The organism is Fictibacillus solisalsi, assembly GCF_900103485.1.
GTDB classification, from domain to species: Bacteria; Bacillota; Bacilli; order Bacillales; family Fictibacillaceae; genus Fictibacillus_C; species Fictibacillus_C solisalsi.
Genome location: NZ_FNHW01000004.1, coordinates 1 through 22,209 on the forward strand (window position 1 = coordinate 1; position 22,209 = coordinate 22,209).

Annotated in this window: 18 protein-coding genes; 3 read left to right on the plus strand and 15 right to left on the minus strand. The window is 45.9% G+C overall.

Going from position 1 to position 22,209, the window contains the following annotated elements:
* Nucleotides 1–110: 110 nt before the first annotated feature.
* The 4 genes from murA to BLT53_RS20680 all read right to left on the minus strand — a co-directional run bounded on the left by murA (nt 111) and on the right by BLT53_RS20680 (nt 3,848).
* Nucleotides 111–1,403: a UDP-N-acetylglucosamine 1-carboxyvinyltransferase gene (gene murA / locus BLT53_RS20665; RefSeq protein ID WP_090238105.1), complete on the minus strand. Its 1,293-nt coding sequence runs from the start codon at nt 1,401–1,403 to the stop codon at nt 111–113.
* Between the two features lie 154 nt (nt 1,404–1,557).
* Entirely contained in the window at nt 1,558–2,208 is a 651-nt protein-coding gene (gene fsa, locus BLT53_RS20670; RefSeq protein WP_090238108.1) for a fructose-6-phosphate aldolase, read from the minus strand.
* 199 nt (nt 2,209–2,407) lie between these two features.
* On the minus strand, nt 2,408–3,271 hold the full coding sequence (gene fba / locus BLT53_RS20675) for a class II fructose-1,6-bisphosphate aldolase (RefSeq protein ID WP_090238111.1): 864 nt from the start codon (nt 3,269–3,271) through the stop codon (nt 2,408–2,410).
* 208 nt (nt 3,272–3,479) lie between these two features.
* Nucleotides 3,480–3,848 (minus strand): response regulator, encoded by a 369-nt coding sequence (locus BLT53_RS20680; RefSeq protein ID WP_425284726.1) that lies wholly within the window; start codon nt 3,846–3,848, stop codon nt 3,480–3,482.
* Between the two features lie 148 nt (nt 3,849–3,996).
* Here BLT53_RS20680 and BLT53_RS20685 point away from each other — a divergent pair, with 148 nt between their 5' ends.
* On the plus strand, nt 3,997–4,524 hold the full coding sequence (locus BLT53_RS20685; RefSeq protein ID WP_090238117.1) for a DUF2529 family protein: 528 nt from the start codon (nt 3,997–3,999) through the stop codon (nt 4,522–4,524).
* A 322-nt stretch (nt 4,525–4,846) separates the two neighbouring features.
* Here BLT53_RS20685 and pyrG read toward each other — a convergent pair whose 3' ends face one another.
* From pyrG to BLT53_RS20735, 10 genes are all read right to left on the minus strand, one after another.
* Nucleotides 4,847–6,448: a CTP synthase gene (gene pyrG, locus BLT53_RS20690; RefSeq protein ID WP_090238120.1), complete on the minus strand. Its 1,602-nt coding sequence runs from the start codon at nt 6,446–6,448 to the stop codon at nt 4,847–4,849.
* Nucleotides 6,449–6,712: 264 nt separating this feature from the next.
* Nucleotides 6,713–7,297, minus strand: a complete 585-nt coding sequence (gene rpoE, locus BLT53_RS20695) for a DNA-directed RNA polymerase subunit delta (RefSeq protein WP_244520524.1) — start codon at nt 7,295–7,297, stop codon at nt 6,713–6,715.
* A gap of 198 nt (nt 7,298–7,495) precedes the next feature.
* Nucleotides 7,496–10,756: a fused isobutyryl-CoA mutase/GTPase IcmF gene (gene icmF, locus BLT53_RS20700; protein ID WP_090238126.1), complete on the minus strand. Its 3,261-nt coding sequence runs from the start codon at nt 10,754–10,756 to the stop codon at nt 7,496–7,498.
* A gap of 34 nt (nt 10,757–10,790) precedes the next feature.
* The gene (locus BLT53_RS20705; RefSeq protein WP_090238129.1) at nt 10,791–11,423 is read right to left on the minus strand and encodes a TetR/AcrR family transcriptional regulator; all 633 of its coding nucleotides are present in this window, start codon (nt 11,421–11,423) and stop codon (nt 10,791–10,793) included.
* 5 nt (nt 11,424–11,428) lie between these two features.
* Nucleotides 11,429–12,382, minus strand: coding sequence for a methylmalonyl Co-A mutase-associated GTPase MeaB (gene meaB, locus BLT53_RS20710; RefSeq protein ID WP_090238131.1), 954 nt, complete (start codon nt 12,380–12,382; stop codon nt 11,429–11,431).
* 10 nt (nt 12,383–12,392) lie between these two features.
* Entirely contained in the window at nt 12,393–13,535 is a 1,143-nt protein-coding gene (locus tag BLT53_RS20715; RefSeq protein WP_090238133.1) for an acyl-CoA dehydrogenase, read from the minus strand.
* An 18-nt stretch (nt 13,536–13,553) separates the two neighbouring features.
* Nucleotides 13,554–14,696: an acyl-CoA dehydrogenase gene (locus BLT53_RS20720; RefSeq protein WP_090238136.1), complete on the minus strand. Its 1,143-nt coding sequence runs from the start codon at nt 14,694–14,696 to the stop codon at nt 13,554–13,556.
* Nucleotides 14,697–14,727: 31 nt separating this feature from the next.
* On the minus strand, nt 14,728–15,579 hold the full coding sequence (locus BLT53_RS20725; protein WP_090238139.1) for a 3-hydroxybutyryl-CoA dehydrogenase: 852 nt from the start codon (nt 15,577–15,579) through the stop codon (nt 14,728–14,730).
* A 20-nt stretch (nt 15,580–15,599) separates the two neighbouring features.
* The gene (locus tag BLT53_RS20730; protein WP_090238142.1) at nt 15,600–16,781 is read right to left on the minus strand and encodes an acetyl-CoA C-acetyltransferase; all 1,182 of its coding nucleotides are present in this window, start codon (nt 16,779–16,781) and stop codon (nt 15,600–15,602) included.
* A 109-nt stretch (nt 16,782–16,890) separates the two neighbouring features.
* On the minus strand, nt 16,891–19,032 hold the full coding sequence (locus BLT53_RS20735; protein ID WP_090238489.1) for a (Fe-S)-binding protein: 2,142 nt from the start codon (nt 19,030–19,032) through the stop codon (nt 16,891–16,893).
* Between the two features lie 204 nt (nt 19,033–19,236).
* Between BLT53_RS20735 and cls the strand changes: the two genes are divergently transcribed.
* Entirely contained in the window at nt 19,237–20,433 is a 1,197-nt protein-coding gene (gene cls / locus BLT53_RS20740; protein ID WP_244520525.1) for a cardiolipin synthase, read from the plus strand.
* Between the two features lie 65 nt (nt 20,434–20,498).
* Nucleotides 20,499–21,452 (plus strand): UV DNA damage repair endonuclease UvsE, encoded by a 954-nt coding sequence (uvsE, locus tag BLT53_RS20745; RefSeq protein WP_090238145.1) that lies wholly within the window; start codon nt 20,499–20,501, stop codon nt 21,450–21,452.
* On the opposite strand, the gene BLT53_RS20750 is transcribed toward uvsE, so the two are convergent.
* The gene (locus BLT53_RS20750) at nt 21,445–22,200 is read right to left on the minus strand and encodes an alpha/beta fold hydrolase (RefSeq protein ID WP_090238148.1); all 756 of its coding nucleotides are present in this window, start codon (nt 22,198–22,200) and stop codon (nt 21,445–21,447) included. The genes uvsE and BLT53_RS20750 overlap by 8 nt on opposite strands.
* Between the last annotated feature and the right edge of the window lie 9 nt (nt 22,201–22,209).

Consider the following 22,209-nt stretch of genomic DNA (forward strand, 5'->3'; position numbering starts at 1 on the left):
AATCGAGCTTTTGGCCATCGAAGCTGGACAGTGAAATGCTGAGATGGCCGTTCTATAGCGAGAAGTGTTGGAGCTCTTGAACACAAATACGCTTTGACCCAAATCCGTCCTTATTTTTCGACTTCTTCGAGTTCTTCGATATCAAGATTCTCGCGCCAAATTTTTGCACCGAGTCCAACCAACTTGTCAACAAGCGACTCATAACCCCGGTCAATATGTTCAAGTCCTGAAACCTCTGTAATGCCTTCTGCCATGAGACCTGCAACCACAAGTGCAGCTCCCGCTCTCAGATCGCTGGCTTTTACCTTTGCTCCCTCCAGACGGGCTTGTCCATTAATAATGGCAGACCGGCCTTCTACTTTTACATTCGCACCCATTCTTCTCAATTCATCGATATGCTTAAATCGTGCGGAATAAATTGTATCCGTTACAAGGCTCGTTCCTTCAGCCTTAGTAAGGAGCGAGGTGAACGGCTGTTGAAGATCCGTAGGAAAGCCAGGATAGACCAGTGTTTTAATATCGACACTTTTCAATGGTCCATTGCTGCTATGAATCAAGACCTGGTCGTCTTTCGTTTCAATCTGTACACCCATTTCGCGAAGTTTGGCAATCAATGATTCCAAATGCAAAGGAATAACATTGTCTATGACAACCTGCTGGCCAACTGCTGCAGCCAGGATCATGTAAGTGCCTGCTTCAATGCGATCGGGAATGATAGAATGACGGCAACCATGCAGATGTTCGACACCATCGATCCGGATGACATCCGTTCCCGCACCTTTAATTTTGGCTCCCATGCTTGTAAGCAGAGTGGCCACATCGATAATTTCCGGTTCCTTAGCCGCATTCTCAATAATCGTCTGTCCTTTGGCCCTTACAGCCGCCAGCATAATATTAATTGTTGCGCCAACACTCACGACATCTAAATAAATTCGTGCTCCAATAAGCTCATCTGCACGTAGGTAGATGGCTCCTTGTTCATTGGTCACTTTTGCGCCCAGTGCTTCGAAACCTTTAATATGCTGGTCAATCGGTCTTGGCCCCAGGTTGCATCCTCCAGGCAGGCCAATAACCGCTTTTTTAAAACGGCCCAGCATTGCACCCATTAAATAATAAGAAGCCCTCAGCTTTTTTACTTTGCCATTGGGCAATGGCATGGCAATCATTTTTTCTGGATTGACCGTTAATGTATTATTCTCATCGAGTTCGGCTTCACCGCCGATTTCTTCAAGCAATGCTCTAAGTAAGTGAACATCTGATATATTAGGCAGCTGATCTATGATGACTTGGGATTCTGCAAGAATGGTAGCTGGGATTAATGCGACTGCACTGTTTTTGGCTCCGCTGATATGAACGGTTCCTTCTAGGGGATAACCCCCTTCTATCATAAGCTTTTGTTCCATGGTCTGCTCCCTTCTGCATCAAGCATATCTAACAGTTGTCTTTTGCAGTAGTATTCACGGACAACTGGGATATCATGCTAATTTTTCTCATTTAATGGAAAAAAACCAAAAACAAGCACCACAAAAGGTGGTGCTTGTATAGGTCTATTCAGATCTATCCGCGGTTCTTAACAGCTTCCCAATCGCTAAGGAAACGCTCAATACCCTGATCGGTTAATGGATGGTTAGTGAGGCTCTTAATAACTTTAAGCGGGATAGTAGCGATATGTGCACCGCCAAGAGCCGCTTGAGTTACATGGATCGGGTGACGAACGGATGCAGCGATGATCTGGGTCGGAATTTCATGAATCGCGAAGATTTCTGAAATCTCAGTAATCAGCTTCAACCCATCTTGTCCAATATCATCAAGTCTTCCAAGGAATGGTGAAACATAAGTTGCTCCAGCTCGTGCTGCAAGCAATGCCTGGTTTGCGTTGAAGATTAAAGTAACGTTTGTTTTGATGTTCATGTCGCTGAAAGCTTTAACTGCTTTTAGACCTTCAGTCGTCATGGGCACTTTAACGGTAACGTTTGGAGCAATGGCAGCAAGCTCTTTACCTTCTGCAACCATTTCCTCAGCATTTAAGGATACAACTTCCGCACTTACAGAACCTGGAACAAGCTCAGCGATTTCTTTGATTCGGCTGTGGAAATCCACGCCTTCTTTTGCGACTAATGTTGGGTTGGTTGTAACCCCGGATAAGATACCAAGGTCATGTGCTTCCCGGATTTCATCAATATTTGCTGTATCAATAAAAAATTTCATGATTTTATTCACTCCTAAAAATTTAAGTGTTGGCAGACGTCAGTCTAAAATCTTCTTTAGTCTTTTCCACACAACAACTTTCATACCCGAATTTAACGCTTTTAACACTTTTTATTGTAAATGAAACCGCCTATCATGTATAGGCGGTTTCATAGCAGGAAGCAAAAAAACGAATACCTTTTTTGCTTCCCTATATTACTTACGCCTTGTTTGAAGAACCGAACTCGCGCATTTTACCTTTAACTGTTTCCTGGATCGCATCACGGGCTGCAGTAAGGTATTTACGAGGATCGTATTTGTCTGGGTTAGCAGCAATAAATTCTTTTACTGCATTGAAAGACGCAATTTGGTTTTCGGTGTTTACATTTATTTTTGCTGTTCCCAAAGAAATCGCTTTTTGGATATCGTGGGTTGGGATGCCTGTCCCGCCGTGAAGCACAAGAGGCACACCAGTTAATTCGTTAACTTCTTTCATGCGGTCAAAACCAAGATTTGGTTCCCCTTTGTAAGGGCCATGTACGCTTCCAAGTGCAGGAGCAAAGCAGTCCACACCTGTTTCACGAACAAGCTGGTCACATTCAGAAGGAATAGCATAAGCAGCTTCAGCATCATCCACCACAAGGTCGTCTTCCTGTCCGCCGATGCGGCCAAGTTCCGCTTCAACAGATACGCCGTGGAAGTGAGCAAGCTCAACTACTTTTTTAGTTAATTCGATATTTTCTTCCAATGGGAAGTGAGATCCGTCGATCATGACAGAAGTAAATCCAGCATGAATTGCTTCTGCGCATTTTTGGTAGCTGGAACCATGGTCAAGATGGATAGCAACCGGAACGGTAATTTTATATTCTTCCATGAGTGCTTTAACCATGCTGACAACAAGCTTAAAACCACCCATGTAACGAGCAGCACCTTCTGATACCCCAAGAATAACTGGAGAGTTTTCTTCTTGGGCAGCTTTTAGGATTGCTTGGGTAAATTCAAGGTTGTTGATGTTGAATTGACCGACTGCATATCCTTCGGCTTTTCCTTTTTCGAGCATTTCCTTCATTGAAACTAAAGGCATCTTTCATGTCCTCCCTTTACTATTGGCACAAAAAAACGGAAAAGAACCATCTTCGCTCTCTTTCCGAAAATGCCATATGTTAAACATGCATAGTATATTTTCAAATCCATTATAGCATACCAATAGCGCTTGAAAACCGCAATAAATCAGGCTTTTTGCGTGCAAGCGCTACCATTCCCGATATGTCAATGTTTAAAGGAATTTTGCATTACCCGGCATTAATTGGTAATTCCTTCCTAACAGCTGCCCGGATCTCATCAATGTCAAACGGCTTTGCAAAATGAGTAATTGCCCCAAGCTTGATCGCTTCATGGATCATGTCCAGCTCACCATATGCTGTCATGATGATGACTTGTATGGAAGCATCCAGCTTTTTAACTCTGCGAAGAATTTCCAACCCGTCCATTCCAGGTATTTTCATATCCAAAATCACGAGGTCAGGACTTTCTTGTTCAACAATTGCCAAAGCTTGCACGCCGTTTGCTGCCTGAAATGTCTGGTATCCTTCCTTTTGAAAAATTTCATTAAGAAGAATTCGAATCCCGTACTGGTCATCAACAATTAGTATTTTACCCAACCTGCTCACCTCTGCCATATTTTTCGTTCCTGATTCTTATTTTAAACCTTATTCGTCAAGGTTTGCCAATTTCCTGCTGCTTGAAGTGAAATAAAAAAATGAATAAGATATACTACATTCATACAAAAACCTGTAAAAAGGAGATTTTATGCAAAAAATATTTTCCACCCAGCTGAATGGGATATTCACAAAAATACAGCAGGAAAGCGAGTATGCCATTGAAGATGCAGCGCGTTTGCTTGCCCAGACTCTAATGTCCCGGGGTACCGTTTATTTTGCGACAAAGAGTGAGATGAAAGCCATCGCTGCTGAAGGAATGAACGGACCTGAAGCTTTTCCTGCCGCCAAAGAGCTTTCCGATTCAGATATTCCTATGTTAACAAGTACAGATATTGTCATTGCAGCAAACGGCTTTCTGGACGATGAGGGGCTGCCTGGCCTTGCACGAAAAGTGAAAGACCAGACAGAAACTCCTGTCATCCTTATTACCAGCCTTAATGAAGAGGGAGAATCACAAGCAGTGGAATGGGATGCCTTTATTCGTTTACCTTTGAGAGGCGGCCTCGTCCCTTTTGAAAATGGCGAACGTTACGGCATTCCATCTGCCATGGCGGGTCTTTTTGCTTTCCATGTGATCTGTTTGACAGCAAAAGAAATATTGGAGGAGTATGAATAAAAAAATTTAAAAACTTTGAAGGATATTGTCAGCTATTGGCGAAATTTTGAATAGAAGTGGGACTAAGGTCCTAAACTTCACCAGCCCTTTTGTTTATGGCACCTTTGTTTCCTCATAAGTCATAACCTCATACAAACTCCACCGAAACTCTGTGCCTGCAACAGGGTTCACCAAACAGGTTGGCACAACTAAAGCACGAGGCCCTTTATACACTGCAGTTTCCCTCTCTCAAAAAAACTGCAGCTAACCCCAATGGCCTGCTTGCTGATCAACTGATAAAACCCCCGGCTCAGAACAGCCGGGGGTTTTTGTATAGGATTTATTATTTCTTCAATTGAAGCGCCGCTCCAATAAACTCACGGAATAAAGGCTGCGGACGGGTTGGACGTGAAATAAATTCAGGATGGAATTGGGATGCTACAAACCAAGGGTGGTCCTTGAGCTCCACAATTTCTACCAAGCGTCCATCAGGACTTGTTCCAGAGAAGACAAAGCCCTGCTTTTCCATTTGTTCACGATATTCGTTGTTAAATTCATAACGATGGCGGTGACGCTCGTAAACCACTTCATCCTGATAAGCATCATAAGCTTTTGTTCCTTCATTCAGCTTGCAAGGGTAAAGTCCGAGACGGAGCGTTCCTCCAAGATCCTCGATATCTTTTTGTTCAGGAAGCAAGTCAATAATAGGAAAATCAGTCGTTGGAAGCAGCTCAGTCGAATGAGCATTGTCCATTCCAAGCACGTTACGGGCAAACTCTACTGAAGCAAGCTGCATGCCAAGACAAATCCCCAGATAAGGGACCTTGTTTTCGCGGGCATACTGAATGGCAAGAATTTTCCCTTCAACACCGCGATCACCAAATCCGCCAGGAACAAGAACTCCATCCACATCTTTTAGAATGTCGTTGACGTTTTCCTTTGTCACATCTTCTGAATTGATCCATTCGATATCAATATCTGCATCATGATGGTATCCTGCATGCCTTAAAGACTCTACTACCGAAATATAAGCGTCCTGAAGGGCTACATATTTACCTACAAGTGCGATCTTCGCTTTTCCGGAAAGGTTCAGCACACGGTCAATCAGTGCTTTCCATTCGCCCATATCCGCTTCCTTGCAATCCAGCTTCAGATGGTCACATACAATCTGGTCCATTTTCTGTTCCTGCAGATCCATTGGAACACGATATAGGGTGTCTGCATCACGTGCCTCAATGACAGCTTTTGGATTGATGTCACAGAACAGCGCGATTTTTTCCTTCATATCATCGGAAACAGGCATTTCCGTACGGACAACAATAATGTTCGGCTGAATTCCAAGGCTTCGAAGCTCTTTAACACTGTGTTGTGTTGGTTTGGTTTTCAGTTCACCTGCTGCTTTAATATAAGGAATGAGCGTACAATGGATATACATCACATTCTCAGAACCTACGTCACTCTTGATTTGGCGGATTGCTTCTAAGAACGGCAGGCTTTCGATGTCGCCGACGGTTCCCCCGATTTCAGTAATAACAACATCAGCGTTTGTTTCCCGGCCAGCACGGAAAACGCGCTCTTTGATCTCGTTGGTAACATGCGGGATAACCTGAACCGTACCACCCAGATACTCTCCCCGTCGTTCCTTACGCAAAACGGTAGAGTAAATCTTACCGGTTGTAACGGAGCTGAATTTATTCAAATTGATATCGATAAAACGCTCGTAATGGCCAAGGTCAAGGTCTGTTTCCGCACCATCATCCGTTACAAACACTTCGCCATGCTGATAAGGACTCATCGTTCCGGGATCGACGTTAATGTACGGGTCAAACTTTTGAGTTGTAACCTTGACTCCTCTATTTTTTAGCAAGCGGCCCAACGATGCCGCTGTAATTCCCTTTCCAAGAGACGAAACCACTCCGCCTGTTACAAAAATATACTTTGCCATTCTTTATTCCCCCTCTGGATAATCACTAGTAAGTATTCCCCTCCGCCTCTGTTTCAAGCAGAATAAACGAATAAGAAAAAAGAAGCTATAAAATAAAAAAAAACAAAAGTGACGCCTCCCCAATAATGGGGGCACTTTTGTTTTTATCTGCAATAATCGAATTATATATACGTTTAGCCCAAAAATGATTCTATCGGCTTTCGCGAAACTTGTCAAGAACAAATAAAGAAAACCGGAGTGCATCTGCACAGCCGGTTCTGCTAACTAGCGTTCTTCTTCGTCTTCCTCTTCTACTTCGTATAATTCCTCTTCAGCGGCTTCGTCTTCCTCGTCCTCTATATCTTCATCCAGCTCTTCATCGCTGTCTGCGAAATTGTCGAAGTCCTCATCCAAGTCTTCGTCTTCATCTTCATCGTCATCATCGTCGTCATCATCGCTGCTGCTTGCTTTGGCAAATTCGTCATCCACATCAAGTGCATCAAAGTCTTCATCTTCGAAATCTTCATCGTATTCATCGAAGTCCTCATCTTCAGCAACGACTTTTTTGCGTTTGGACGGCTTGTTCGTATTCCCCAGTTCTTCCTCACTGCTTTCGATCGGATACCAGGCTTTGAGGCCCCACTTGTTATCTCCAAGTGAAACAAATCGCCCGTCGATGTTCATATCCGTATAAAAATGAGAAAGACGGCGCTGCACTGCAGCGTCAGAAATACCTTTCAAATCTTTAATGCGCTGTACTAGCTCATAAAAAGAAACGGTCTCTTTTTCCTCTTTCAAAATTTCAAAAGCAATTTCAACCATGGCCATCTCCATGATTTCTTCTTTTGAATACGTTTTGATTAAACTCAAGTTGGCACTTCCTTTCAAATCAATAAATCTATTTATGTTATGGGTGCATACGTTTAGTTCTAGAAGAATTATACTCTTCATTATAAACAAATCTTCCAAGGATATGCTAGATGAATGATATCTTTTTTTCCAAATCAGTGCAACTGGTTAAAAAAATAGAAAAAGAGGATGCTATTGTCCTCTTTTTCCGACTTCGGCTTACATATTTCTTCGGTATTTGCCGCCTACTTCATACAATGCAGTGGTGATTTGGCCCAGGGAGGCTGCTTTGACGGTCTCCATCAGTTCTTCAAAGATGTTTCCGCCGTTCAGTGCGGTTTCCTGAAGCTTGCGAAGCGCCTCTTCCGAGCGGTCTGCATTTTTCTGTTTAAAATCATTTAAATGAGCGATTTGCTGCTCTTTTTCTTCTTTTGTTGCCCTGGCCAGCTGCATGTTAAACTCCTCATCTTTCGGCGGGTTAGGATTCAGGTACGTGTTGACCCCGATAATCGGAAGCTCTCCATTATGCTTTTTCATTTCGTAGTACATCGATTCTTCCTGAATTTTTCCGCGCTGATACTGAGTTTCCATAGAGCCCAAAACACCGCCTCTCGTATTCAGCCGTTCAAACTCCTGTAAAACCGCTTCTTCTACGAGGTCTGTCAGTTCTTCGATGATAAAGGAGCCCTGAAGAGAGTTTTCATTGCGGGCAAGGCCAAGTTCCTTTGTAATAATGAGCTGGATAGCCATAGCTCTTCGCACTGATTCTTCTGTTGGCGTCGTAATCGCTTCATCATAGGAGTTGGTGTGCAGGGAATTACAATTGTCGTACAACGCCATCAACGCCTGCAGCGTTGTGCGGATATCGTTAAAATCAATTTCCTGCGCATGAAGCGATCTACCGGAGGTTTGCACATGATACTTCAGCTTTTGGCTTCGTTCGCTTGCTCCGTATTTATTCTTCATGACAGTGGCCCAAATTCTTCGGGCAACACGGCCAATGACCGCATATTCCGGGTCGAGTCCGTTGGAGAAGAAGAAAGATAGATTTGGCGCAAAATCATCGATCTTCATGCCGCGGCTGAGGTAATATTCCACGTAGGTGAATCCGTTGGCAAGTGTAAAGGCCAACTGGGTAATCGGGTTCGCTCCCGCTTCCGCAATATGATAGCCCGAAATGGAAACAGAATAATAGTTTCGTACGTTATGATCAATAAAATACTGCTGGATATCCCCCATCATCCGGAGGGCAAATTCCGTTGAAAAAATACACGTATTTTGCCCCTGATCTTCTTTCAGGATATCCGCCTGCACGGTCCCGCGGACGCTTGCGAGCGTTCTCGCCTTTACGTCCAACAATTCCTTTTCATCAGGCTTGCGTCCATGCTCTTTCTCAAATTTTTGCAGCTGCTGTTCAATCGCCGTATTCATGAACATGGCCAAAATAATAGGTGCAGGCCCGTTGATCGTCATTGAAACGGACGTGCTCGGTGCAGTCAAATCAAAACCGTCATACAGCTTTTTCATGTCGTCCAGTGTACAGATGCTGACTCCGCTTTCACCTACTTTTCCGTAAATATCCGGCCGGTAATCCGGGTCTTCCCCGTACAGGGTCACAGAATCAAACGCCGTGCTCAACCGTTTGGCGTCATCATCCTTGGATAGATAATGGAATCGGCGGTTCGTCCGCTCAGGCGTGCCTTCTCCTGCAAACTGCCGCTTCGGATCCTCTCCTTTTCGTTTGAACGGGAATACACCTGCTGTATACGGGAAAGCACCAGGCACATTTTCTTTCATGGTCCACTTAAGAATTTCTCCCCAGTCTTCATACTTGGGAAGGGAGACTTTCGGAATGTGTAAGCCTGAAAGACTTTTGGTCGTAAGCTCTGTTACGATTTCTTTGTCTCTGATCTTCGTTACAAATTCTGTACCGCTGTACTGTTCCTTCAGCTTCGGCCAGTTCTCAAGCGTCTTTTTGGAAAACGGAAGAAGGTTTTCTTCCACTTGCTTTCTTGTTTCCTCCAGGACCGGAATCACTTCACCATCGCTGTTAAATTCCTGAATGGTTTCAATGGAGCCTTTCAGCTGATAGCTCTTGCGGGCATATTTCACTTGTTCATCCATTGTTTTGTAATAGTCTCTGATCGTATAGACCAGATCATTTAAATACTGGCTCCGCTCGCCGGGAATGATGACATTTCGTTTAGCGACGGTTTCTTCTGCCAACGGCTTCAACTGCCAGCCCAATGTGCATTTTTCATTTAACGTTTCGATTAACGCACGGAATAATGTGTTTGTCCCCTGGTCGTTGAACTGGCTGGCGATCGTGCCATAGACCGGCATATCATCCAGCTCTTTTTCAAACCACTGGCGGGAGCGCTGGTACTGCTTCCTCACATCACGAAGCGCATCCTCAGAACCTTTGCGCTCATATTTATTTATCGCAATAAGATCGGCATAATCAATCATATCGATTTTTTCCAGCTGGGAAGGCGCACCGAATTCACTGGTCATCACATACATGGAGACATCTGAAATATCGACAATCCCTGCATCTCCCTGGCCGATTCCGCTTGTTTCCACGATCACCAGGTCATACCCTGCAGCCTTGACGATCGACAGTGCATCCCTGATGGCTGCTGACAGTTCGGAGCGCGAACCACGAGTAGCCAGACTCCGCATATAAACCCTTGGATTGTAAATGGAGTTCATACGGATACGGTCACCCAGCAAAGCGCCTCCTGTTTTTTGCTTGGTCGGATCGATGGAGATAATGGCCACTGTCTTATCTTCGAATTCATTCACAAAACGGCGGACCAGTTCATCCGTCAAGGAGCTCTTGCCGGCCCCTCCTGTTCCGGTGATCCCGAGTACCGGTACGTTTTGCTGTGAGGTTTTCACCTGCTGAAGCACTTCTTCAGCTGTGGCTGCCGTTTCTTTTGGAGCCATTTCGCTGTTTTCAGCCACCGTGATCAAACGGGCAACTGCTCTGCTCTCTTTTTCAGGAAGCTTCTCCAGTTCATCCGTAATCTCGGTAACCGTCTGAAAATCACATTCCTGCAGCATCAAATTAATCATGCCCTGCAGGCCGTTGATCCTGCCGTCTTCCGGTGAGAAGAGGCGGGTCACGCCGTAGCTGTGCAGCTCTTTTATTTCCGGCGGAATAATGACACCGCCTCCTCCGCCAAACACTTTAATGTGGCCTGCTCCCCGTTCTTTCAAAAGGTCGATCATGTATTTGAAATATTCCACATGCCCCCCTTGATAGGAGGAGATCGCAATGCCCTGGGCATCTTCCTGAATGGCTGCGCTTACGACTTCATCCACCGACCGGTTATGTCCGAGATGAATAACTTCTGCACCGCTCGACTGCAAAATGCGCCTCATGATGTTAATGGACGCATCATGCCCGTCAAACAGGCTGGAAGCGGTTACAAATCGGATATGATTTTTCGGTTGATATACTTCCGGACTACTCATTTACCCCTGCTCCTCTCTGACACTTTATACCCTCTCAAGTGAAACTTTTACTTTTGACACCATACAAAAGCAGATGGGTCTGCATTTTTGTGTACTCTTCCAAACTATATTCTTTTCTGAGGCTCCAGCGGCGGAACGTCCACATCTGGCCATGAACCAATATGTTGTGAGCCAGCAGTTTGACTTCCTCTTCGCACAGATCAAGCTCTCCCTGTTCCACGGTCTGCTTGATGAGCTCCTCAAAAATCGCTGTCATTTCCAGCTCTTTTTTCAATACATAAGGCAATGCTTCGCGTGACAGCGATTTGACTTCCTGATACATGACCAGCACTTCATCCTGCATTTCATCCACCACGTTAAAATAAACGGCAATCGCTTTTTTCACATGATCAATGCTGCCTTCTGTCATTCCGATCTGCTCGTTCAGCTTTTCCCTGACCCCTTCATAGATACTGTCACAAACCAGGTATAAAATATCTTCCTTTGACCGTATATATTCATAAAGCGTACCAATGCTGAAGCCGGACGCTTTTGCAATTTCCCTTGTAGTCGTCCGGTGGAAGCCATTTTCTTTAAACAGATTGACCGCTGCTTTGATCATTTCACCCCGCCTTTTTTGGATGAGTTTTTCATCCTTAACCAGCGAAGGTACTTCCTTTCTTGCCAATGGGGTCACTCCTTTCCTTCCTGGTTTTTATCCCATCGTTTAAGGATATTCTCTGCGGCAGTATAAGGATCGAGCCTTCCATCCTGCACGTCTGCTACCCACCGGTAGCCATCCGCGTCTTCTTTTAAAAGAAGGGTCCGCATCAGTTCATAGTGAACAACTTCAATCACTTCCTGCTTCAGGCTGCGCGCCCGCCGCTCGTCTCCCTCACCGCTCGCCTCCAGATAGGCACGATGCGCTTTTAGCTCGCCCCAAACTTCTTCAAGGCCTTTGTTCTGTACAGAAATAGTCTGGACCACAGGAGGCCGGTAAGGCGCATCATGCTTAACCAGATCAAGCATGCTGTCAATTTCGGACAGCAGTTTGGGCACTCCGGGAAGGTCCGCTTTATTCACGATGAACAAGTCGGCAATTTCCATAATCCCTGCTTTGAAAACCTGGACCACATCCCCGCTTCCGGGGTTTAAAACAACGGCAATGCTGTCGGCAATCTTCATGATATCAAGCTCTGACTGGCCGACTCCGACCGTTTCAATCAAAATGATATCAAAGCCAAATGCATCCATCAGCCGAACGGTTTCCTTTGTCGTTCTCGCGAGGCCGCCGAGGCTCCCCCGCGTTCCCATGCTGCGAATGAAAACATCAGGATCTGTAAAGTGCTCACTCATGCGGACCCGGTCCCCCAAAATCGCACCTCCGCTGAACGGGCTGGTCGGATCAACCGCCACGACTCCGACGGTCAGGTTTTGCCTGCGAAGATAGGTGATCAGCCGGTTAACAAGAGAGCTTTTGCCCGCACCGGGTGATCCAGTCAGACCCACATAATGGGCCTTCTTTTGCATCCCATGAATATCTTTTAACAGATCCAGCTTTTCAGCATGATCGTTTTCGACGTAGGAAATGGCTCTCGCAAGTGCCCGTTCATCTTTATTTTGTATGCGTTCGGCCAAAGGATGCATGGTTTCCTCCTCAATCTTTCAGCAGCATTTTGGAAATGACCAGCCGCTGGATCTCCTGTGTTCCTTCATAAATTTGTGTAATTTTCGCATCACGCATATACCGTTCAACAGGGTACTCTTTTGTATACCCGTATCCACCGAATACTTGTACAGCATCGGTCGTAACTTCCATCGCAATGTCACCGGCATAAAGTTTGGACATGGCGGATTCTTTTCCATAGGGCAATCCCTGACTCTCACGCCATGCCGCCTGATAGGTCAGAAGTCTTGCCGCTTCCACTTTGGTGGCCATATCGGCCAGTTTGAAGCCGACACCCTGATTCTGGCCGATCGACTTGCCAAACTGCTTTCTTTCTTTGGCATAGTTGACTGCGGCATCCAATGCGCCCTGGGCGATTCCAACAGCTTGGGCAGCGATGCCGTTGCGTCCGCCGTCCAATGTCATCATAGCGATCTTAAAGCCTTCTCCTTCTTTGCCAAGAAGGTTCTCTGCAGGAATTCTGCAATCCTCCATGATCAGTTCCAGTGTTGGCGAAGAGCGGATGCCGAGTTTCTTTTCCTTTTTGCCAAACGAAAAACCAGGTGTTCCCTTCTCAATGATAAAAGCGGAGATGCCGCGGTGCCCTGCAGAAGAATCTGTCATGGCAAACACCACATAGATTTCAGCCTCACCAGCATTGGTAATAAAAATTTTAGAACCATTGATAATGTAGTCATCACCGTCTTTTTGGGCGGTGGTTTTCATATTGGATGCATCGGATCCCGATCCTGGCTCAGTCAGTCCATAGGCTCCCATCTTCTTGCCTTCTGCCATCGGACGCAGGAACTTCTGCTTCTGCTCTTCTGATCCAAATTTAAAGATGGGCCATCCTGCAAGAGAGGTATGGGCGGATAGCGTTACCCCGGTTGACGCACATACGCGGGAAAGCTCCTCAACCGCAATCACATAGCCGAGATAGTCGCCGCCGATCCCGCCGTATTCTTCCGGCCAAGGAATGCCTGCCAGGCCAAGCTCTGCCATCTGATCAAAAAGATGCCGGTCAAAACGCTCTTCTTCATCCCGTTCTGCCGCTGTCGGCTCTACTTCATTTTTCGCAAAGTCCCGCACCATTTTACGGATCATTTCGTGTTCTTCAGAAAGTTGAAACTGCATGTTCTCGTGCCTCCCGGTTTAATCTTCTAATAGTTGCTTGCTTAGTACGATTCGTTGAATTTCACTCGTTCCTTCATAAATTTCACAGACTTTTGCATCCCGAAACAGCCGTTCCACAGGATATTCCTTCGTGTAGCCATAGCCGCCATGAACCTGTATGGCATCAATGGCTACTTTCATGGCCGTTTGTGAAGAGACAAGTTTGGCCATGGACGCTTCTTTTTTGCAAGGAATGCCGAGATTACGCAAATGTGCCGCGCGATAGGTCAGCAGTTTAGCTGCTTCCACCTTTGTAGCCATATCGGCAAGCATAAAGGCGAGGCCTTGCTGGGCACCGATTGGTTTTCCAAACTGCTTGCGCTGTTTTGCATATTCAACGGAGTATTGAAGTCCTGCATCCGCAATTCCCAGTGACTGGGCAGCAATGCCGATTCTTCCTGCCTCCAGATTGCTCAGGGCAATTTTAAAACCTTCGCCCTCTTCTCCAAGACGGTTTTCCACAGGTACTTCTGCCTGCTCAAAGATAATTTCACAGGTATTGGACCCGTTCAGCCCCATTTTCTTTTCTTTTTTTCCTATGGAGAAGCCCGGGGTATTTTTTTCAACCACAAAGGCGGAGATTCCTCTCGATCCTGCCTCCGGCGAGGTAGAAGCAAATACGATATACGTATCTGCAGCCCCTGCATTCGTAATGAAGATCTTGGAGCCGTCCAGGATGTACTTATCACCTTTTTTTACGGCTTTTGTTTTGAGAGCAGCCGCATCAGATCCTGCTCCAGGCTCGGTCAGGGCAAAAGCCCCGAGGTATTCACCGCCCGCAAGCTTTGGTATAAACCGCTTCTTTTGTTCTTCATTTCCGAAATAAAGAATTGGGTTGGTTCCGACACTTGTATGCACGGAAAGGATAACTCCAACCGAGGCACTCACCTTCGATAACTCATGAATAGCGATGATGTAGGAGGTGTAATCCATGCCTGCTCCGCCGTATTCCTCGGGAATGGGAATGCCCATCAGGCCGAGGCCTGCCATTTTTTTTATAATCGCTGTTGGAAACTGATCTTTTTCATCCATCTCATCGATAATCGGTGCAATTTCTTTCTGTGCAAAATCCCGCACCATCTTTTGCATCATGAGCTGTTCTTCTGTAAACGTGAGATTCACGTTTCATTCCCCCTGTCACGCTTTTCTGCCCTCAGTTATACGTGTAAAACCCCTTGCCGGTTTTCTTTCCGAGCCAGCCTGCCTTTACATATTTACGCAAAAGCGGGCATGGGCGGTATTTATCGTCCCCAAACCCTTCATGAAGGGTTTCCATGATATAAAGACAGGTATCGAGGCCGATGAAGTCAGCCAATGTGAGCGGTCCCATTGGATGGTTCATTCCCAGTTTCATAATTTCATCTATAGCTTCAGGCTCCGCGACACCTTCATATAGAGCAAAAATAGCTTCATTGATCATCGGCATTAAAATCCGGTTGGAGATAAAACCGGGGAAATCCTGTACTTCCACAGGAACCTTGCCGATTTTTTGGGTGATGGATTCTATCGTTTCGTATACTTCATCGCTTGTCTGCAGCCCGCGGATAATCTCTACGAGTTTCATGACCGGCACCGGATTCATAAAGTGCATGCCAATGACTTTCTCCGGCCGCTTCGTAACCGCTGCAATTTCAGTAATCGGCAGGGAGGAGGTATTGCTCGCAAGGATTGCGTGCTCCGGTGCCATTTCATCAAGCATTTTAAATACCTGTGTTTTCACATCCATGTTTTCCACGACAGCCTCGATGATCAAATCGGCTTCTGCAGCGTTTTGGATGCTGGTGGATGGAAGGAGACGGTTTAAAACACCATCCCTGTCTTCCGGCGTCATTCGGCCTTTGTCCACCTGACGGGACAATTGGGATCCGATCGATGACATTCCCTTTTGGACATATTCTTCCTTCAGGTCATGAAGATACACTTTATAATTGGCCATGGCGCAAACCTGCGCAATGCCTGAGCCCATTTGTCCGGCTCCGATGACCATGATGGTTTGAACGTTCATAAATAATTCCCCCTTTTTATTTACTTCACTTCAAGCAGGATTGCGTCGCCTTGCCCGCCTCCTGAACAGATCGATGCAATTCCGAGTCCGCCTCCCCGGCGTTTTAACTCATGAATCAATGACACAATGATTCTTGCGCCGCTGGCTCCGATCGGGTGTCCCAGTGCCACCGCACCGCCGTTTACATTAACCTTCTCCAAATCAAGCCCGGCCAGTTCCGCACTTGTCAATGCAACAGCCGCAAACGCCTCGTTAATTTCAAACAAATCAATATCCTCCAGGGATTTCCCTGTTTTCTTCAACAATTCATTGATAACCAGACCCGGCGTTTTCGGAAAATCCTTCGCTTCCACCGCAATGGCTGTATGACCAAGAATGGTGGCCATAATTTCTTTTTCCTCTTTTTTGGCCCGTTCCTCTGACATAAGAACAAGTGCCGCCGCCCCGTCATTTACGCCAGGAGCATTTCCTGCCGATATGGTTCCATCAGCAGAAAAAACTGGAGCCAGCTTGGATAACCGTTCGAGAGAAGTATCCTTTCTTGGTGCCTCATCAGCTGAAACAACAACCGGATCTCCTTTTCGCTGAGGGACCTCAACAGAAATTATTTCTTCAGCAAACGTTCCGTTATCTGTAGCGGCTACGGCCCGCTGGTGACTGCGCAATGCCCACTCATCCTGTTTTTCCCGGGAGATTTCCAGTTCCTTTGCCACATCGTTTCCATAGGTACCCATGTGTACGCCTGTAAAAGAACAGGTAAGGCCGTCATGCGTCATCAAGTCTTTCACCTGGCCATCTCCCATCCGGTAACCCCAACGCGCCTTTGGAAGAATATATGGTGCATTGCTCATGGATTCCATTCCACCTGCCACAATCAGGTTTTCATCTCCCGCACGTATAATCTGATCCCCTATGGTGACACTCCGCATCCCCGATGCACAGACTTTGTTGATGGTTTCTGTCTTTACTTCCCAGGGCAGTCCTGCTTTTTGGGCAGCCTGGCGTGAAGGAATTTGCCCCTGTCCGCCTTGAAGCACACAGCCCATGATCAGCTCACCCACCTGATCTGCTTTAACATTCGCTCTCTTTAGCGCCTCCTTAACGGCCACTGCGCCAAGATCGGAAGCCGACAGTGTTCTTAACCCTCCTCCAAATTTTCCAATGGGTGTACGGACACCACTGACAATTACGGTTTTCGCCATTCTGATTACCTCCCTTATAGTAAACGCTTTCAACTTGTACTGAGCGAACGCTCGGTCGATCCTTTTCCAAGGAGTAACCTGCAGCCCAAAGGACAGCAGGTTGCTCTTTTTATTGGATGACTTGTTTTTCAGGCTGGAATAGGGAACGTTCAAGAATCTCAACGACATCCAGCGTTTGTACCTGATCTTCCACTTCCTTGGCTTTTGTACCATCACTTAGCATGGTCAGGCAATACGGGCAGCCGCTTCCGATCATGGTCGGATTTACCTCAAGCGCCTGTTCGGTTCGGGCCACGTTTACACGCTGGCCGGCTTTCTCTTCCATCCACATCATGCCTCCGCCGGCGCCGCAGCACATGCCGTTTTGGCGATTGCGGTTCATTTCAACGAGCTTTACACCCGGAATGGCTTTTAAAATCTCACGCGGTGGCTCATAAACCTCATTGTAGCGGCCGAGATAGCAGGAATCATGGTAGGTAATGACTTCATCCACTTCAAACTTCGGCGTAATCCGTCCTTCCTTGACCCACTCTGCCAAAAGCTCGGTATGATGATATACTTCTCCATCAAAACCGAATTCAGGGTACTCATTTTTAAACGTATTGTACGCGTGAGGATCAATCGTAATGATCTTCTTTACATTGTGTTTTTCAAACAGTGCGATGTTGCTGGTGCAAATTTCCTGGAATAAGAACTCGTTTCCGATTCGTCTTGGTGTGTCTCCTGAGTTTTTCTCCTTGTTGCCGAGGATGGCAAATTTCACACCTGCTTCATTCATGATCTTCGCGAAAGCAAGGGCAATCTTTTGGCTTCGGTTATCATAAGCTCCCATTGAGCTGACCCAGAACAGATATTCAAACTCTTCCCCGGCCTTCTCCACTTCTTTAACTGTCGGAATGGCAACGTCTTCGCGAAGCTCCCTCCAGTTCTCTCTTTCTTTCTTCGAGATTCCCCATGGATTTCCTTGTTTTTCGATATTTTGGATGGCGCGTTTGGCGTCAGCATCCACTTTACCTTCCGTGAGAACAAGATAGCGCCGCATATCAATAATCTTATCCACGTGCTCATTCATAACAGGACATTGATCTTCACAGTTTCTGCAAGTTGTACATGCCCAGATCTCTTCCTCGGTCATGACGTCCCCGATCAGTTCAATATTGTACTCAAATTTAAGGGCTGAGCTGCCTTCAGTGGCTGCAGCCATTTCTTTCGCTGCAGCACCTTTTCCTGCTGCTTCAAAAGCAATTTGATTGCCTCTCGTATTTGAAAAAGCAAATGCAGGCATCCATGGTGTGCGTGAGGTGACAGCTGCTCCTTTTTCTGTAAGGTGATCTCTTATTTTTATAATCATATCCATCGGCGAAAGCATTTTGCCTGTTCCGGTCGCCGGACATACATTGGTACAGCGTCCGCATTCCACACAGGCATACAGGTCAACCAATTGCTTCTGGTTAAAGTCTTCCACTCGGTTAACCCCGAACACTTCCTGCGTTTCATCCTCAAAATTGATGGATGACAGCTTTCCTACTTTATCTTTTCGCCCAAGCCACACATTGAGCGGGCCCGCGATCAAGTGCGCATGCTTTGACTGCGGAACATAGACGAGGAAGGTCAGCAGAAACAGCAAGTGAACCCACCAGGCGATAAAAAACACAGTTACAACTGCAGGCTCCGGCAACCAGCCAAAAAGAGAGGCCAGGCCTGAGGCAATGGGTGCGGTCCAGTGAAGCTCGAGATTGTGCCAAAGAATTTCCATGGCATTGCCAAGAAGTACCGAAAGCATGAGACCGCCAATGAAAAGCAGGACAAGCCCTGCCTTAAATCCGCGTTTCAGACGGACAAGCTTTTCCACATATCTGCGGTAAAACGCCCATACGACTGCGACCAGGATCACAAACGTAACGATTTCCTGGAAAAACGTGAAAGCAGGATAAACCGGTCCCAACGGCAGGTGCGATCCAGGCGCAAGCCCTTTCCAAATAAAATCAATCGCACCAAATTGAACGAGGAGAAATCCATAGAAAAACATGACATGGATTGCACCGCTCTTTTTATCTTTTAAAAGCTTTTTCTGACCGAACACATTAACCAGCACCGCTTTTATGCGTTCCTGGACAGTATGGTCGAATTCCACTTTTTTTCCCATTTTGATGAATTCATACCGCGTTTTGACCACATAGGCAAATAAATAAATGGCGTAAGCGGTTACAAGAATAAAGGCAATCCAGTTTAAAATCAGCAGGCCGTTCATCATTATGCTCCCTTCACCTTTGTCTGTAGCTTCCCCTTTTCCATGGCACATCTTGATTTATTATTCAAAAAGGGTTGAATTTTCTGAACCCATTATATCATAAAAAAGAAATGAATGAGCATTCAGTCAATATTATTTAAAAAATTTTTTCTGTGCCTTTTGGAAAGACTAAACACCACTGATCCTATGAAAAGGAGGGAAATTGTGGTTGCTGTTATTGTTATTGTTCTTATCCTATTACTGTTTCTGTTCTTTTTTATCTGGCTCGACTTTTACCTGGGAAGAAAAAACGTTCAGCGGCATGAGATCAAAACGCCTTCCCCGTGCAGCGGAAATGCCGCACTGCTGACCACAGGCACACAATTTTTCGATACGCTGTTCGAGGAAGTTGAAAAGGCGCGCCATCATGTGCATATTCAGTTTTATATCTACCACGAGGACTGCATCGGTAAGGAGATGTCCACTCTTCTGAAGAAAAAAGCAAAAGAAGGCGTCAATGTCCGGCTTTTGGTGGATTATATGGGCAGTTTTTTTCTTAAAAAGAAGGCGATTCGGGAATTAAAAAAGGCCGGCGTTCAATTTGCCTACAGCTTTACGCCTGGTTTTCCCTACTTTTTTTATAAGCTGAACCGCAGAAACCACCGGAAAATTACAATTATCGACGGAAACAGGGGGTTTATGGGCGGATTCAATGTGGGAGATGAATATTTAGGCAGGGATCCGAAACTTGGCTATTGGAGGGATTATCATTTGCAGCTGAGCGGACCGGTTATGCATACCTTTCAACAACAATTTATGATGGACTGGGAAACAGCCAGCGGTGAAAAAATCAGCGGCAGCGGGTATTTTCCAGAGCTTGAAGAAGGTCCAGTCAAAATCACCGCCCTTTTTTCAGCCAAAGATATTTATTCTTTTTGTCTGCAGCAAATTAATCAGGCTCAAATCAGCATCACCATCGGTTCTCCCTATTTTATTCCTGACCGAGCACTTCAGAATGCGCTTCTTGATGCCATAAAGCGCGGGGTAGAGGTTACCCTGCTTGTGCCCATGAAGTCAGATCATCTGCTGGTCAAGGAAGCTTCGTATTTTTATTTTAAAGACCTGCTGGAGGCAGGCTGCATCATTGAAGAATATTATGAAGGTTTTTTTCATGCGAAAGTTTTTTTGGTGGATGATAAAATTTGCGATATTGGAACAGCCAACTTTGATCAGAGAAGTTTTTTTACCAATTCGGAGGTCAATTGCATATTTGAAGACCGTGGTCTGATTGAGGAAGCAAAAAAGGCAATCAAAGAAGATCTGGACCGTTCGGAGACCCTCACTATGACCGTCTGGGAGCGGATGTCGTATTGGAAAAAAGCAAAAATCCTGTTTTCTAAAGTTTTTTCACCTTTTTTATAAGTTTTGTTTACTGAATTCTGATTTGGTGAATGAATTAGTACTACTCGAGTTAAGGAGCTGCTCTAATGATTGCATCTTTCGGCTACGTATCTACCGCTCTTACCCTTTTCGATTCATCGCCATCCAAAACGATGACCTTTGCCACCTGGTCCAAGCTGGAAAAAGAAGAACGGAAACAGCGGCTGATTCAGCTAACAAAAACCAACTTAAAACACACACTCCGGATTGTTCATTATAATATTGCTTCCGAATTTCCCTTGTACCGGATGTCGTCTTCGATTGTTCCACTCGCCACTCACCCTGAGGTTAATTGGGATTATTTGAAGCATACCCGTGAGGAATTCAGGGCCATCGGTGACCTTGTGAAAGCCAATGGCCTTCGGGTGAGCATGCACCCTAATCAGTTTACGCTGTTTACCAGTGAAAGGGATCAGGTGACCAACAATGCCGTTAAAGACATGGAATATCACTATGCAATGTTCGAAGCCATGGGATTGGAAAAGGAAGCACGAATCAATATTCATGTTGGCGGAACGTATGGAGATAAAGACTCATCTATCGCACGATTCTATGAAAATATCAAAAAACTTCCGGCTCCTGTAAAAAAAGCGATGACATTGGAGAATGACGATAAAACCTATACCACTGAAGAAACTCTGGATATCTGTGAGAAGGAAGGCATTCCAATGATGTTTGATTATCATCATCATATGGCCAATCCAAGCTCTGTGCCTTTAGAGGAGCTCCTTCCACGTTTTATCGACACGTGGAAGGGAACGGGACGCCCGCCCAAAGTTCACCTTTCCTCACCAAAAACAGAAAAGGCCTACAGAAGCCACCATGACTTCGTAAGCCCTGAATATGTGCTGCCCTTTTTGAAAATGGTGAAAGACTATACCGACGAGCTCGATGTGATGATTGAAGCCAAACAAAAGGATTTGGCTCTCATTCAGCTGCTTCAGGATTTGAGCAAGGTGCGCGGAATCAAGAGATTGACGGGCGGCACGCTCCTTATTTAATCTCTGTCAGCCATCGTGACAGCTCACTGTTGAAGTATTGGTGCTGCTTTACCGGGATCTGGTGAAATGCCCCTGGAACAATGATGGTTTTCACGTGAGGGACAAGTTTCTGATACACCTTGCGAAACGGCAGAAAATAAAAAGAACGTGATCCATAAAATAACAGAAGCGGCATTTTCAAATGAGGCAACCGCTTTGTGCAGCTGTAATGCAGGCTTTCTTCATAAAGTCGGCGCCAAAGTTTTGGGCTGCCTTTTTTACATTCAGCCTTAATTTCCCTGCCGTCCTGAGAAGTGACTTGATGCGTCCATGACAGCCCGTTCACCAATACGCCGGGGTGGTGTTCTGCCAAGTAGATTCCAAGCCGGAATTCTTTTTGCAGCAGCCATGAAGCCACTTGGGGGAAGCCGCCTGAAAGCACAAGTCCCTTGACGCGTTCAGGATACCGCAAGGCAAATTCCTGAGCAATGGATCCTCCCGCCGAATATCCACAGATTACCGCTTTTTCCACACCGCATTGATCCATCAATGCCAGCAAATCCTCCGCCAGCAAAGGGATGGATACCACATCACTCGGGGATGGCGTATTTCCGTGTCCGCGCAAATCGTACGTGATTACCCGTGAAGAAGTGCTTAAAAATTGATGCTGATACGTAAAGATTCGCGATGTCAGCGCCGGAGGATGAATAAAGACAACCGGCTGGCCTGATCCTGAATCTTCATAAAAGGTGCACACTCGTTGTTCCACTGCCGTGTC

What these genes read in the sequence shown, in the direction of transcription:
- murA (WP_090238105.1), bottom strand. Translation starts at nt 1,403, where the DNA reads ATGGAACAAAAGCTTATGATAGAAGGGGGTTATCCCCTAGAAGGAACC.
- fsa (WP_090238108.1), bottom strand. Translation starts at nt 2,208, where the DNA reads ATGAAATTTTTTATTGATACAGCAAATATTGATGAAATCCGGGAAGCA.
- fba (WP_090238111.1), bottom strand. Translation starts at nt 3,271, where the DNA reads ATGCCTTTAGTTTCAATGAAGGAAATGCTCGAAAAAGGAAAAGCCGAA.
- BLT53_RS20685 (WP_090238117.1), top strand. Translation starts at nt 3,997, where the DNA reads ATGCAAAAAATATTTTCCACCCAGCTGAATGGGATATTCACAAAAATA.
- pyrG (WP_090238120.1), bottom strand. Translation starts at nt 6,448, where the DNA reads ATGGCAAAGTATATTTTTGTAACAGGCGGAGTGGTTTCGTCTCTTGGA.
- icmF (WP_090238126.1), bottom strand. Translation starts at nt 10,756, where the DNA reads ATGAGTAGTCCGGAAGTATATCAACCGAAAAATCATATCCGATTTGTA.
- meaB (WP_090238131.1), bottom strand. Translation starts at nt 12,382, where the DNA reads ATGCATCCTTTGGCCGAACGCATACAAAATAAAGATGAACGGGCACTT.
- BLT53_RS20715 (WP_090238133.1), bottom strand. Translation starts at nt 13,535, where the DNA reads ATGCAGTTTCAACTTTCTGAAGAACACGAAATGATCCGTAAAATGGTG.
- BLT53_RS20725 (WP_090238139.1), bottom strand. Translation starts at nt 15,579, where the DNA reads ATGAACGTTCAAACCATCATGGTCATCGGAGCCGGACAAATGGGCTCA.
- BLT53_RS20730 (WP_090238142.1), bottom strand. Translation starts at nt 16,781, where the DNA reads ATGGCGAAAACCGTAATTGTCAGTGGTGTCCGTACACCCATTGGAAAA.
- BLT53_RS20735 (WP_090238489.1), bottom strand. Translation starts at nt 19,032, where the DNA reads ATGAACGGCCTGCTGATTTTAAACTGGATTGCCTTTATTCTTGTAACC.
- uvsE (WP_090238145.1), top strand. Translation starts at nt 20,499, where the DNA reads ATGATTGCATCTTTCGGCTACGTATCTACCGCTCTTACCCTTTTCGAT.